Genomic DNA, 12,813 nt, shown 5'->3' on the forward strand with positions numbered 1-12,813 from the left:
TCCGCTGGAACACCCCTCATCCGTCGCCTTCGGCGACACCTTCTCCCACAAGGGGAGAAGGTAGAGCCTCTCAACAGTACGCCGCGCGCAAGCCCGGCGTACTGCCGCATTTAAGACCCCATAGATCGAGACAGCAATTTGACCACCAGCCCCCTCCTCGACGCCACAGGCGTCGCCAAGTCCTACGGCGCGGTCGCGGCGCTTCGCAACGCGTCGCTCTCCGTGCTGCCGGGCGAGGTCCACGCCTTGATGGGCGCCAACGGTGCCGGTAAATCGACGCTTGTAAAAATCCTGACCGGCGCCATTCCGGCCAATGCCGGGCGCATCCTGATCCGTGGCGAGGCGCGCGATATCCGCTCGCCTGCCGCCGCGCGACGTGCCGGGCTGTTGCCTGTCTATCAGGAGCCGTCGCTGATCCCCGACCTCGACGTGCTGTCCAATCTCAGGCTCACCGGCACGCCGGTCGAGCCGTTCCGCGCCTGGGTGCGCGAGTTGGGCATCACCGACCTCGACCTGCGCGACACCGCGCGAGACATTCCGCTGGCCGTTCTGCGCGTGCTCGACCTGGCGCGTGCGCTGGCTGTCGAGCCAGACGTGTTGCTGCTCGACGAGATGACGGCGGCACTGCCCGCCAACCTCGCCGAGAAAGTGCTGGAAGTGGTGCGCCGCCAGGGCGATTCAGGCCGTGCCGTGATCTTCATCTCGCATCGCTTCGTCGAAATCTCGGCGCTATGCGACCGCGCCACCGTGCTGCGCGACGGCGAGACCGTCGGCGTCGTCGACATCGTGCCGGGCGTCGAGGAAAAGATCGTCGAGCTGATGCTCGGCACCCGCATCGTCAAGACCCATGTCGCCGCCCGCAGCGCCGCCGAGAAGGCAGCACCCGCCCCTGCCCGGCCGCGCATTTCGGTGCACAATCTGCGCGTCGGCACCAAGCTCAGCGACGTCTCCTTCGATCTCGCCGATGGCGAGGTCGCCGGCGTCGTCGCGCTCGAAGGCCAGGGCCAGGACGAGTTGTTCGCCGCCCTTGCCGGCTCGATCAAACCGAATGGCGGCACCATCGAGGTCGACGGCTCTCCCGTGAAATTTTCGCACCCGATCGACGCCATCCGTTCGGGCATTGCCTATGTGCCGGGCGACCGGTCCGAAGCGCTCGCGATGCAGCGCTCGGTGCGCGAGAACATTGCGCTGCCCTTCAGTGCGGCGCTCCGCAATTGGGGTCCGATCGCCATGCGCCGCGAGCGCGCCACCGTGCTCAGCGCCATCGAGCGGCTGCAGATCGACACCCGCGCGCAAGGCGAGGTGCAGCGCCTGTCCGGCGGCAACCAGCAGAAGGTGACCATCGCCCGCTGGATCGCGGCGGACGCCCGCACCATCCTGTGCTTCGACCCGACGCGCGGCATCGATGTCGGCACCAAGCAGGAGATTTACAAGCTGCTGCGCGAGCTCGCCGGCAACGGCAAGTCGGTGCTGTTCTACACCTCCGAGCTGGAAGAGGTGCAGCGCGTCTGCGACCGCGTCATCGTCATCTTCGGCGGCCACCTGGTTGACATTTTTCCGGTCGAGGAGGCCGACGAGCCGGCGCTGATGCGAGCCGCCTACGGCCTGCCGCGCGGCGCCAAGGCCGATATCGGTATTCTGGCTGACCCGACGGCCAATGCTTCCGAGTCGGGGGCGACGCCATGAACCATTTCCTGCGCCGCCAGGGCTGGGTCGTCGGCCTGTTCGCGCATCTGGTCGTCCTGTTCATCGCCACCAGGATCATCCAGCCCGCTTATGGCAGCGGCGATTTCGGCTCGCTTGCCCGCGCCGTCCTGCCCTACGCCTTCGCAGTCGCCGCCCAGACGGTGGTGGTCATCGCCGGCGGCATCGACCTGTCGGTCGCCGCCATGATGGCGCTGACCAGCGTCACCGCAGCGTCGATGATGAATGGCGCCTCCGAGGAATACGCGCTGTTCGTGGTGCCCTTCGTGCTCGCCATGGGTTGCGTGCTCGGCGCGCTCAATGGCCTGCTTATCGTCGTCACCCGCGTGCCCGACATTGTCGTCACGCTCGCCATGCTGTTCGTGCTGCAGGGCGCGGCCCTTCTGGTGCTCGGCGCGCCGGGCGGCGCCGCCGCCGAGTGGCTGAAGGCGCTGATCTCCGGCACCGTGCCCATACCCGGCCTGCCCGACGCCATCGACGCCTGGCTGCCCAAGGCGCTGCTGGTGCTCATCGTCTGCCTCTGCGTCATCTGGATACCGCTCAGGCGCTCGCGCCTCGGCCTCTCCATCTACGCCATCGGCTCGAGCGAGCTGGCGGCGTTCCGCTCAGGCGTGCCGGTCAAGCGAACCCGCATCATCGCCTATGCGCTGTCGGGCCTGTTCGCCGCCTTTGGCGGCCTGGCGTTGACCATGAGCACCGGCATCGGCGCCCCCATCCCAGGCCCCTATCTGCTGGCCAGCGTCGCCGCCGTCGTTCTGGGCGGCGTCGCGCTCGGCGGCGGCAAGGGCGGCCTGATCGGCCCCATCGTCGCCGTCTTCGTGCTGCGCCTGGTGCGCACCGATCTCACCCTGCTCGCCATCGACCCGAATGTCACCGCCATCATCGAAGGCCTGATCATGGTTGCGGTGGTGATGTTCGGCGCGTTCATCACGATGCGAGGGCGGCAATGAGGGGTGGGCATCAGCGCGCTCTTCTTCCTTCCCCCCTTGTGGGGGAAGGTGGATTGCCGCGCAGCGGCAAGACGGATGAGGGGTGTTCCAGGAAACACCAACGTCTCACTCCGCTGGAGCACCCCTCATCTGTCTCGGCGCTATCGCGCCGATCCACCTTCTCCCACAGGCGGAGAAGGGAAGTCGCGCCAACGCCATCGCGAAGAGTCATGCCATGAGCACCACCGCGATCATACCCCAACCCCTCCCCATCGGCCGCCGCGTAAAACGCTTCATGGCCGACCGGCCGCTCATCCCGCTGATCATCCTGCTGATCATCCTCGTCGTGATCCTGCAGATCCTGCGTCCCGGCATCGTCAACGAGCGCTGGATCGCCAACACCATCAAATTCGCCATTCCGCTGGCGATCCTCGCGGGCTGCCAGACCATGACCATGCTGACCGGCGGCATCGACCTGTCGGTCGGCACGGTGGCGACGATGAGCGCCTTCATCATGGCGACGCAAGTGGTCAACCAGGACCCGGCGGTGGCTTTCCTGCTGGCGATGATGCCGGCGGTGCTGATCGGCCTCGTCAACGGCATCGGCGTCGGCGTCTTTCGCGTCCACCCGCTGATCATGACGCTGGGCACCAGCCTGATCGGCACCGGCTGCCTGCAGGTCTACCAGCGCACGGTGATCGCGTCGGGCGCCAAGATCCCCGACTTCCTCGCCTGGCTCGGCACCGGCGTAACCTGGGGCTTCCCCAACGCGCTGCTTCTGTTCCTGCCGCTGGCAGCCCTTATCGTCTTCACGCTGGCTCGCACCGGCTTCGGCCGCCTGCTCTACGCCGTCGGCGACAATGAGCGCGCAACGCGGCTGTCGGGCGTGCAATACTGGCAGGTCATCACCGCGCTCTACGTCACCTCCAGCGTGCTCGCCGGCATCACCGGCCTGCTCTATATCGGCCTGATCAAGGCCCCGTCGCTATCGCTCGCCGAACCCCTGGTGCTGCCCTCGGTGGCCGCCGCCGTGATCGGCGGCACCTCAATCTTCGGTGGCCGCGGCGGCTACACCGGCACTATCATCGGCGCGCTCATCCTGACCGTGCTGACGACGCTGCTGACCATCCTGCAGATGCCGGAGGGCGCGCGGCGGATCCTGTTCGGGCTGATCGTGCTGTTCGTGACGGCGGCGTATCTGCGGATTGTGGAGGAGCGGTAGGCGGCCGATGCCGCTTAGAGCCAAGCTACCCATCCCAGCCGCAGGCCCCCACTCCGTCTCGGCTTCGCCGAGCCACCTCTACCCCCCACATAGTGGGGGAGAGGAAATGCCAAGCTTTCTGAGGAAGAGGAAATCCAGCCTTTGAAGACCGCAATCCCCGAAAATTAGCGTTTCCTCTCCCCCACGAAAGTGGTAGAGGTGGCTCGGCGAAGCCGAGACGGAGTGGGGGCCGCCCTAAGCGATTGCCAGGCGAACTCGCCCACCCAGAGCGCACCCGCGCCCCTACTTCAGCGAAATCGCCATCCCGCTCAAATCCGCATTCACCTGCAATCCCACCTGCCGGCCCGTAAGCTCGAGCTGGGCGCCCTTGTCGTTGGTCATGACGATCACCTGCGCGCCCTTGCCGAGCGCGCCGCCGCCGCCCGCCGCGCCATAAACCCCGGTCGCATCGCGGACCCTGCGGATATGCCGCACGGTGCCCTTGAAATAGGTCTTGGAAACGCCGAAGGCGAAGCCGCCCGAGACGCCGCCGATCGAGATGGGATAGGAGCGGCCATGGAAGGTCAGCGTGCCCTCGCCGCCGGAGCCGCCGACGAAGAAGGCCGCCTTGTAGACGGCAAAGCGGATCGTGCCGCTATCGGCATGCGCGGCACTGGCAGCGCCGACGGCAACAGCGGCGATGGCCGCAACCGCGAGCGAACGAAAGCTGGACGAGATGGTCATGATAAGCTCCTCAACAGCGCCGCTCACCCAACAGGCAGGGCTCGTCGGCGTCGAATCCAACTGGAACAGTTTAGGCTGGGATTTGGTTCCAGGGTTGGCGGGGTTAGCGCGTTATCGCCACGAAACAAGTGCTAATGTGGGCATACACCGATTGGAACGCCGGCGACGCCAGCGGAGGGGTGTAGACGACGGTAGCGGGAGGATGGACGGGTTGATGGCTGAACTTGGGCCGACAGCGGACGATCCGGTTCTGGAACGAACTAGCCTGAAGCTGCCATTCTGCTGAAACCCTAAGTGGCCCCGCTAAGTTCAGTTGTGTTGTTACCGGTCAATAGCTGCTCGCATCAACGCAAGTCGATAGAACTCCAGTCCAGCCGAATACGGGCGCTCATGATGGCGCAATGTTCGAGCGGCGTCAGGCCCGCGCCGTGATGCGCGTCGACGGGATGCGACACCGGCTCGAAGCAGAAGAAGCCGGCATCCGGCGACGGCGAGTAGAGGATGAAGACGTCGAGCGCCGGTGAGGCCGTGAGCGAGATGGCGATCCTGTCCTCGGGTCTAGCGATCCTGGCGCGGCGGTCCCAGCCGTCGAAGGCGTTGTTCACCCAGCTTCGCGGCAGCAGGGAGGCGCTCGAGAAATTCCACGCGGGGTAATCGGCCACAGGCGCCACGCCGATCGGCAAATGACGCTTGTCCTCCAGCCAGACCCGTGCCGCCTTCGCCTCAAGCGTCGTTGCGGCGCTGCGCGGGAACCACGGATGAAAGCCGAGGCCGTAAGGCAGGCGAATGCCGGCACGGTTCTCCACGGTGAGCGTGGCATCCAGGGCCCCGTCATGCAGCGCAAAGGCAACGCGCGCCGTGTATCGGTAGGGGCCGATCCCACCGGCATCGAGGACCAGTTCCGCTTCGGTGGCGCTGTGGCCGGCAATCCGCCACTCCTTCTGGAAGCCGTCGCCATGGATCGGAAAGGCCTCTCCCGCCACATTCGGCTCGACGGCGTGGAAGCGGCCGTCGAATTCGAAGCCGCCGCCTGAAATTCGGTTCGACCAGGGAATCAGAAGCTGGCAGCCGGAGGCGCCGGTGCCATGGCCGGGCCTAAGCAGCGGCACCGGTGCGCCGTCGACCAGAGCGTCAAAGCGGGCGATCGCCGCACCCTTCTGCGGCGCCAGGACGACACGGGCGCGGCCATCGCGCAGTTCCAGCAAGCCGGCCATCCCTCACCAGCCGCCGTCGATGGCGATGTTCTGGCCGCTGATCATGTCCGACGCGGGCGATGCCAGGAACAGCACGAGATCGGAAACGTGATGCGGCTCGATGCGCGTCTTGAGACCCTGGTTCTCCAGGATCCAGTCGTTGTATTGCGCCAGCCGGTCGCCGAACACACGCGCCTCGGCCTCCGAAACCACCGCGCCAGGGGATACGGCGTTGACCCGGACGCCATGCGGTCCGAGTTCCCGCGCCAGTGATTTGGTCAGGCCGAGCATCGCGCCCTTCGACGCGACATAGGGCACGTAGCCGTCCCAGCGGCCATTGAGCGTGATGGAGCAGAAATTGACGATCTTGCCATAGGCCTTCGCCTTCATCGCCGGCGCGCAGGCCCGCGCCAAGGCGAAGGCGGCCGAAGAGTTGACGCGGATCTGATCCTCATACTCGGTCAGCGAGAATTCTTCGAACGGCCGGTTGATGATCAGGGCAGCGTTGTTGATCAGAACGTCGATCCCACCTTCCCTCCCCGCCAGCGCCGCCACCGCGGCTTCCGCCTCTGCAAGCCGGTTGAGGTCGCAGCCGATAAAGGTGACGTCGCCGCCCGCCTCAGCGGCCAGCGCCGTGGCGATCCCTGGCCCGTCCTCGCTATCGGGGCGATCGAGCAGCAGCACGCGCGCCCCGGCCCGCGCCAGCGTCACAGCCTGGGCCCGACCGAGCGAGCCAAGGCCGCCGGTCAGGAGCACGACACGATCGGCAAGGACCTTCATTGCCACCACCTCTTACAGAACGCTGTGGACTTCATCGATTGAGGTCTCCGCGACCCGCTTGTCCAGCACAATTTCGCCGCGCGCCATCGCCACCACGCGGTCGCAGCATTCGAAAACGTGGTGCATGTTGTGGCTAATGAAGACGCCGGTGATGCCCTGCTCTTTCAGGCCGCGCACGAAGCCGATCACCTTCCTCGTCTCCTTGACGGAGAGATGGTTGGTCGGCTCGTCGAGGATCATCACCTTCGACTTGAAATGCATGGCCCGGGCGATGGCGACGCCCTGCCGCTGGCCGCCAGAAAGCTCGCCAACAAGGGCATCCGGCGAGCGCAGATGCAGGTCGACATTGGCAATTGCGCGGATGCTTTCGCTGGCCATCTTCTTCTGGTCGAGCAAGCCGACGCCAAAGACCGAAAAACGGGTCGGCTCACGGCCGATGAACAGGTTCCGGGCAATCGACATGGTCGGCACCATGGAATTGTACTGGTAGATCGTCTCGATGCCGAGATCCATCGCGTCGCGCGGCTTGGCGATGCGGACCGTCTGGCCCTCAACCTTGATCTCGCCCTGGTCCGCCGTGTGGACGCCGGAGAGGATGTTGATGAGGGTCGATTTGCCGGCGCCATTGTCGCCGACCAGCCCGAGAGCCTCGCCGCGGGTGACGTCGAGCGTCACCCCCTTCAGCGCATGGACGCCCGAATACCATTTGTGAAGGTTGTGCACGGAGATGATCGCGTCGGCCATCGCTTCAGTCCTCCATCTTGATGGCCTTGGCGCGCTTGCGCATCCAGGCATTGGCGACGACAGCGAATATGGTCAGGAAGCCGATGGCGAATTTGAACCAATTGGCGTCGACATGGCTGAGCACGAGGCCGTTGTCGATGACGCGGATAAGCGTCGTGCCGATGATTCCGCCCATGACGGTGCCGATACCGCCGGCCAGCGAAGCGCCGCCGATGACGGCGGAGGCCACCGCCTGCAGTTCCATGCCCTCGCCGATCGACGGCAAGGGCGAGCCCAACCGCAGCACCTGCAGCATGCCGGCGAAGCCGGAGAGCATCGAACAGAGCATGAAGCAGATGATCTTGACCCTGGCGGTCGGGATGCCCATCGCGGCGGCGGCCGGCGGGAAGCCGCCCGTGGCCTTGATCCAGTTGCCGAAATTGGTGCGTGAAAGCATCAGCGAGGTCAGCACTGCAATGCCGGCAAACCACAGGAAGGACATGCGAAACATGTTGCCGGGGCCAACGAAGGAGGTGAACAGCCAGTTTGGCAGGTCAGCCGGGAGCAGCGGCGGGAAGCCGCCCGAGACGACGACGGTGAGCGAGCGCGCCATGAACAGCATACCGAGCGTGGTGATGAAGCTCGGTATGGCGAAGCGAAGGGTGATGTAGCCGTTGATGAAGCCGATGGCCGCCGAGACAAGCAGTCCGGCGAGCAGCGCCAGCGGGAACGGCGCGCCATGCACCATCAGCACCGCCATCGTCATCGGCATCAGCGCGAACACCGATCCGACGGAGAGGTCGAACTCACCACTGATCATCAGGATGGTGACGCCGATGGCAACGAGGCCGGCCTCCGGCAGGATGCCGAGAATGCCGCGCAGATTGTCCTGGTTGAGGAACACGCCATGCGAGCGGATCTGGAACACGACGATCAGCAGCAAGAGCAGGATCAGGCCGGCCAGCTCCGGCTTTTCGAGATAGGTCTTGAACAGACGCTTCACGTCCGGCTCCAGGAATTCGAACTTCTGTTGATGCATCGGCAGCGCGCGGCACCGCCGATGCAAAGCCATTCATTTGGCTGCGCCGTCAGCGCATCCCCTGGGCAGAGAGCGCCATGATCGCGTCGGCCTGGTTCGGCCGCACGATGCCCTGGCCGGTGTCGATGTCGGAAGGCGCCAGGCCGATCTTCTTGTTGAGATAGGCCTCCATCACCGGCATGAAGCCTTGCATGTAGGGCTGCTGGTCGACCAGCGCCTGCACGTAGCCCTTCTGCATCTGCTGCAGCACTTCGGGCACCAAGTCGAAGCCACCGAGCAGGACCTTGCCAGGCGCTACGCCGCGATCGGCCAGCACGCGGGCGACGCCGGCGCACCAGAACCCGGTGTCGAAATAGGCAGTGGTGTCGGGATGGGCGTTGAGATAGGCGCCAACGCGGTCGGAGGTGATGGCAAGGTCGGTGCCGCTGTCGATGCGCTCCCACGACACGTCGCGGTCGGCATGCTCGGCCTTGTATTCTTCAAGGAACTGCATCACGCCGGCACCGCGGCTTTCGGACCAGTTCTGGCCGGGCGCCGAGATGCCGACCAGAACCTTGATCGGGCCGTCCTTCGGGAAGCTCTCCGAAATGGCTTTGGCCAGCGAATAGCCCGCCGGCTTGAAGCCCTGTCCGACGAATGCCTGGCGCGCATTGCCCTTGGCGCCTTCGGTATCGTCGACATTGACGGCGATCACCAGCACGCCGGCATCGCGCGCCTCCTTGATGACGTCATCGAAGGCATGGTCGTCGACGATAGAGGTCAGCAGCGCGTCGGGTTTGGCGGCAAGAGCTGCGCGCATGTTGGCGACCTGCTGTTCGATCGAGCCCTCGGTCTGGGTGAAGACCATGTTGCAGCTGGCCTCGACCTTGGCGCAGCCGTCGTCGAAGCCTTTCTTCACCGCTTGCCAGAAAGTGTTCGAGGCCGACGAATGATGCGTAAAGACGATGTTCAGCCCGTCGGCGCGGGCAGCGGTCTGGGCGCCAAAAAGAGCGACGCCAAGCAGAAGTGTTGCAGTCAGTTTTTTCATTTCAATTCCTCCCTTTGGATTTTCTAGATGTCGGTCTTGTCGGAGACACGGCGCTGCACGGTGTAGGCTTTGCCAAGGTCGGGGTTGAGCGCCAGCCCCAGGCCCGGTCCCGGCGGCACGGTGATCATGCCGTTCTTCACTTCAGGCAGCGCCGTTACCAGGTCCCGGTACCAGGTGCGGTAGAAGGCGCGCACGCTTTCCTGGACCAGTGCGTTGGGCGCATTGAGCGACAGATGCGTCGAGGCGGCGAGCACGACCGGACCGGTGCAGTCATGCGGCGCGACCGGCAGCCGCCAGGCCTCCGCCATCGCGGCGATCTTGCGCGCCTCCGACAGGCCGCCGCACCAGGAGATGTCGAGCATGACGATGCCGGCAGCCCCGGTTTCGAGCAGGTCGCGAAACGCCCAGCGGCTGCCCAGCGTCTCGGAGGCCGAGATCGGCGCCGGGCTGACCGCCTCGTAGCGTTTCAGGTCGCCGAGGCTGTCCATGCGGATCGGGTCTTCGTGCCAATAGGTGGCATAAGGTTTCAGCGCGCCGGCGATCTTCATGGCCGGCAAAAGCTGCCACATCGAATGGAACTCGACCATGATGTCGATCTTGTCGGCGACAGCGCGGCGGATCTTCTCAAACGGCTTCAGCGCGGATTTCAGGTCTGCCGCCGAGATGTCGTTGCCACGCGTCTTTTCAGCGGCGTGATCGAACGGCCAGATCTTCATGGCCGTGATGCCGTCTTCGAGCAGTTCCTCGGCCAGTTCACCGGCACGGTTGAGGAAGCCGTTGAGATCGTCATAGTCGCGCCCGGCGCTGATGCCGTAATTGGCCGTCGTCTGGCCCTTGGCGTCCTTGATGTATTCAGTGCCGGCGCAGGTGTTGTAGGTGCGGATGGAGCGCCGGCTGAAGCCGCCCAGAAGCTGCGCGATCGGCTGGCCGGTGACCTTGCCGAAAATGTCCCACAGCGCGATGTCGAAGGCCGAATTGCCGCGCACCTCGGCGCCGCTGGAGCGGAAGCCGAGATAGCCGACCAGGTCGGCGGACAAAAGATCGATCTCGAGCGGATCGCGGCCGATCACCCGTGGCGCGACATATTCGTGCAGATACGCCTCGACGGTGCGCGACAGGAAGAAGGTCTCGCCGAGCCCGGTGATGCCCTCATCGGTATGGACCTCGACCCAGAGAAGGTTGGGCCGCTCGTCGATGCGGATAGTCTCGATCGCGGTGATCTTCATGTCAGGCGATTCCCGCATCGAGCAGCGCCTTAACGCTCTTGTCGAAATGTTGCGCCATGTGCTCGACGGCGAGCCGCGGATCGCCCTTGACGATCGCCTCGGCTATGTCCTCGTGTCCCTTGATCATCTTGAGCTGGTCTTCGCTGGAGGAGCGTGTGCGCCAGCCGATCACCCAGGTGCGGCGCGTGACACCGCTGAAGGCGGTGACGATCAGCGAGAAGACCGGGTTGTGCGAGGCTGCGGCGATCGCCTCGTGAAAGGCGATGTCGTGCTCCATGACGATCTCGGGGTTCTGGAAATTCTCACGCATCAGCCTGGCGGATTGCGCAATTGCCGCGGCTTCCGCCTCGGTGCGGCGGAGCGCCGCGAGCGCCACCGTGCGCATCTCGATCGTGCGCCTGACATCATAGACCTGATGGACGCTGATCTGCTGCGTGGTGATGCCGTGCTCGATCACCATCGACATGGCGCCGGTGTCGAGCTTGGCGACGGTGGCGCGGCGCCCGGCGCTCATGTCGATCAGGCGCATTGCCGAAAGCGACCGGAACGCTTCGCGCACGACGGTTCGTGAGACATTGAGCTGGCGCGTCATGGCCGCTTCGCTTGGCAACGGATCGCCAGCCGCAAGGCCCTGCGAACGGATGTGCTGGGTGATCGCCTGGATCGCCGTGCTCACAAGGCCGGGATTCGGCTCAGCCGCTGTCTCCGTCGGATCCTGCATGTCGCCCTCTCAAAACATGTATGACAGGTTGCTATCCAATTGTTGTTAATTTATCCAAGAGATATATGTCAAGAGTGTTTCTAGCCTGGGGACCCCCGCATGAACGAGACGAACGCTGGCCTGCTTTTCGATGCGCGCGACGTCGTCGGCGAGAGCCTGATCTGGGACGATCGCGGCAACCGGTTGGTCTGGATCGACATTATCGGCCGCAGGATACACAGGCTGGATCCGCTGACCTTGGCTCACGAATCCTGGGAGACGCCCGATCTGGTCACTTCGATCGGCTTGCGCGCCGATGGCGGCGCCATTGTCGGCCTGAGGAACGAGATTGCCTTGTGGGATTTCGGGGGACCGTTCCGAACGATTGCGACGATCGAGCCGGACAGGCCCGACATACGGCTGAATGAGGGCGTCGTCGCGCCTGATGGGTCGTTCTGGGTCGGCACGATGGCCAACAACATCGGAGCGGATGATGCCCCCGTGCCCATTACGCAGGAGGCCGGGCAGCTGTTTCGGGTTGCTCCCGACGGCGGTGTGAGCCGCTTGTCCGACGACCATTTTGGCATCACCAACACCATGGTGTGGACGCCAGACGGTCGATTCGTGACTGCCGACACAATGAAGAACGCAATCTACAGCTATGCCTCGGACGGATCATCAAAGCTCGCCGATCGGCGGCTGCTCTTCGGCGACTTCCCACGGGGCCTGCCCGACGGCTCCTGCATGGATGCCGGAGGCTATATCTGGAACTGCCGGGTTGTGGGCGGCAGTTGCCTTGCCCGCATCGCGCCGGACGGCCGACTGGATCGGATCGTCGAACTGCCCTGCTCGTGGCCGACAAGCTGCGCCTTTGGCGGCGCAGACCTCGACACGCTGTTCGTCACGTCCGCGCGCTTCACGATGGCCGCGAAGCACCTTGATTCACACCCGCATGAGGGCGGACTTTTTGCGCTACGACCGGGGGAGCGAGGCGCGTGGAGCAACCGCTTCGGTTAGGCGTCCGCCATGCAGGCATGCGATGGAAGGACTTCAAGGTTGGCGCCGGCCAAGACCCCCAAACGCGCAAATGAATGCTTGTGGCGCGCCACAGAATGACCGAATGAGGCGCAAATCGTTCACGGCTCCACTCCTGAAGCGGAGCCGCTCTTGATCAACCTCGGTTGCCTCGGCAAGTTCGAGAGCATCTTCTACATCGACTCCCAGATAGCGAACCGTGTTCTCGATCTTCGTATGACCGAGCAAAATCTGGACAGCTCGCAGATTTCCCGTAGCTTTGTAGATAATCGACGCCTTGGTGCGACGCAGGGAATGAGTGCCGTATTCCTGGGGTCGAAGCCCGATCGCCTCGACCCATTCGTCGACGAGGCGGGCATATTGCCTAGTGCTCATATGAGCCGTTGGATCGATTCTGCTCGGAAAAGCGTAATCATCCACTGTTCCGCCGCGTCGTTCCAGCCATGCGAACAGGCTGGAGCGTGCGTCGCTCATCAACTCGAACTGAACAGGTCGACCGGTTTTCTGTTGGA

At 64.6% G+C, this 12,813-nt stretch carries 13 protein-coding genes; 4 read left to right on the top strand and 9 right to left on the bottom strand.

The features are described from left to right. Positions 1-138 precede the first annotated feature (138 nt). The 3 genes from ACWGTO_RS31540 to ACWGTO_RS31550 all read left to right on the top strand — a co-directional run bounded on the left by ACWGTO_RS31540 (position 139) and on the right by ACWGTO_RS31550 (position 3,855). Entirely contained in the window at positions 139-1,686 is a 1,548-nt protein-coding gene (locus ACWGTO_RS31540; protein ID WP_454578658.1) for a sugar ABC transporter ATP-binding protein, read from the top strand. Next, positions 1,683-2,654, top strand: a complete 972-nt coding sequence (locus ACWGTO_RS31545; protein WP_454578659.1) for an ABC transporter permease — start codon at positions 1,683-1,685, stop codon at positions 2,652-2,654. Before ACWGTO_RS31540 ends, ACWGTO_RS31545 begins: the two co-directional genes overlap by 4 nt. A gap of 214 nt (positions 2,655-2,868) precedes the next feature. Beyond that, positions 2,869-3,855: an ABC transporter permease gene (locus tag ACWGTO_RS31550; protein WP_454578660.1), complete on the top strand. Its 987-nt coding sequence runs from the start codon at positions 2,869-2,871 to the stop codon at positions 3,853-3,855. 282 nt (positions 3,856-4,137) lie between these two features. Here ACWGTO_RS31550 and ACWGTO_RS31555 read toward each other — a convergent pair whose 3' ends face one another. The 8 genes from ACWGTO_RS31555 to ACWGTO_RS31590 form a co-directional block, all read right to left on the bottom strand. Beyond that, the gene (locus ACWGTO_RS31555) at positions 4,138-4,578 is read right to left on the bottom strand and encodes a hypothetical protein (RefSeq protein ID WP_454578661.1); all 441 of its coding nucleotides are present in this window, start codon (positions 4,576-4,578) and stop codon (positions 4,138-4,140) included. Between the two features lie 344 nt (positions 4,579-4,922). Next, complete coding sequence (locus tag ACWGTO_RS31560; protein WP_454578662.1) at positions 4,923-5,792, bottom strand: aldose 1-epimerase; 870 nt, start codon at positions 5,790-5,792, stop codon at positions 4,923-4,925. Positions 5,793-5,795: 3 nt separating this feature from the next. Then, positions 5,796-6,551, bottom strand: a complete 756-nt coding sequence (locus tag ACWGTO_RS31565; protein WP_454578663.1) for an SDR family oxidoreductase — start codon at positions 6,549-6,551, stop codon at positions 5,796-5,798. Positions 6,552-6,563: 12 nt separating this feature from the next. After that, the gene (locus ACWGTO_RS31570) at positions 6,564-7,295 is read right to left on the bottom strand and encodes an ATP-binding cassette domain-containing protein (RefSeq protein ID WP_454578664.1); all 732 of its coding nucleotides are present in this window, start codon (positions 7,293-7,295) and stop codon (positions 6,564-6,566) included. Between the two features lie 4 nt (positions 7,296-7,299). Beyond that, complete coding sequence (locus ACWGTO_RS31575; RefSeq protein ID WP_454578665.1) at positions 7,300-8,277, bottom strand: ABC transporter permease; 978 nt, start codon at positions 8,275-8,277, stop codon at positions 7,300-7,302. A gap of 85 nt (positions 8,278-8,362) precedes the next feature. Beyond that, positions 8,363-9,340 (bottom strand): substrate-binding domain-containing protein, encoded by a 978-nt coding sequence (locus ACWGTO_RS31580; protein ID WP_454578666.1) that lies wholly within the window; start codon positions 9,338-9,340, stop codon positions 8,363-8,365. A 23-nt stretch (positions 9,341-9,363) separates the two neighbouring features. Further along, the gene (locus ACWGTO_RS31585) at positions 9,364-10,566 is read right to left on the bottom strand and encodes a mandelate racemase/muconate lactonizing enzyme family protein (RefSeq protein ID WP_454578667.1); all 1,203 of its coding nucleotides are present in this window, start codon (positions 10,564-10,566) and stop codon (positions 9,364-9,366) included. Between the two features lies 1 nt (position 10,567). After that, positions 10,568-11,287, bottom strand: a complete 720-nt coding sequence (locus tag ACWGTO_RS31590; RefSeq protein WP_454578668.1) for a FadR/GntR family transcriptional regulator — start codon at positions 11,285-11,287, stop codon at positions 10,568-10,570. A 99-nt stretch (positions 11,288-11,386) separates the two neighbouring features. Between ACWGTO_RS31590 and ACWGTO_RS31595 the strand changes: the two genes are divergently transcribed. After that, complete coding sequence (locus ACWGTO_RS31595) at positions 11,387-12,283, top strand: SMP-30/gluconolactonase/LRE family protein (protein ID WP_454578669.1); 897 nt, start codon at positions 11,387-11,389, stop codon at positions 12,281-12,283. A gap of 33 nt (positions 12,284-12,316) precedes the next feature. On the opposite strand, the gene ACWGTO_RS31600 is transcribed toward ACWGTO_RS31595, so the two are convergent. Then, on the bottom strand, positions 12,317-12,813 hold a 497-nt coding region (locus ACWGTO_RS31600), incomplete at its 5' end, for a tyrosine-type recombinase/integrase (protein ID WP_454578670.1).

The sequence above is a fragment of the Mesorhizobium sp. PL10 genome (assembly GCF_053714315.1).

Bases quoted from the DNA above. Each gene is read 5' to 3' on its own strand.
- ACWGTO_RS31555 (WP_454578661.1), bottom strand. From the start codon at position 4,578: ATGACCATCTCGTCCAGCTTTCGTTCGCTCGCGGTTGCGGCCATCGCC.
- ACWGTO_RS31560 (WP_454578662.1), bottom strand. From the start codon at position 5,792: ATGGCCGGCTTGCTGGAACTGCGCGATGGCCGCGCCCGTGTCGTCCTG.
- ACWGTO_RS31590 (WP_454578668.1), bottom strand. From the start codon at position 11,287: ATGCAGGATCCGACGGAGACAGCGGCTGAGCCGAATCCCGGCCTTGTG.
- ACWGTO_RS31585 (WP_454578667.1), bottom strand. From the start codon at position 10,566: ATGAAGATCACCGCGATCGAGACTATCCGCATCGACGAGCGGCCCAAC.
- ACWGTO_RS31550 (WP_454578660.1), top strand. From the start codon at position 2,869: ATGAGCACCACCGCGATCATACCCCAACCCCTCCCCATCGGCCGCCGC.
- ACWGTO_RS31570 (WP_454578664.1), bottom strand. From the start codon at position 7,295: ATGGCCGACGCGATCATCTCCGTGCACAACCTTCACAAATGGTATTCG.
- ACWGTO_RS31595 (WP_454578669.1), top strand. From the start codon at position 11,387: ATGAACGAGACGAACGCTGGCCTGCTTTTCGATGCGCGCGACGTCGTC.
- ACWGTO_RS31545 (WP_454578659.1), top strand. From the start codon at position 1,683: ATGAACCATTTCCTGCGCCGCCAGGGCTGGGTCGTCGGCCTGTTCGCG.
- ACWGTO_RS31565 (WP_454578663.1), bottom strand. From the start codon at position 6,551: ATGAAGGTCCTTGCCGATCGTGTCGTGCTCCTGACCGGCGGCCTTGGC.
- ACWGTO_RS31580 (WP_454578666.1), bottom strand. From the start codon at position 9,340: ATGAAAAAACTGACTGCAACACTTCTGCTTGGCGTCGCTCTTTTTGGC.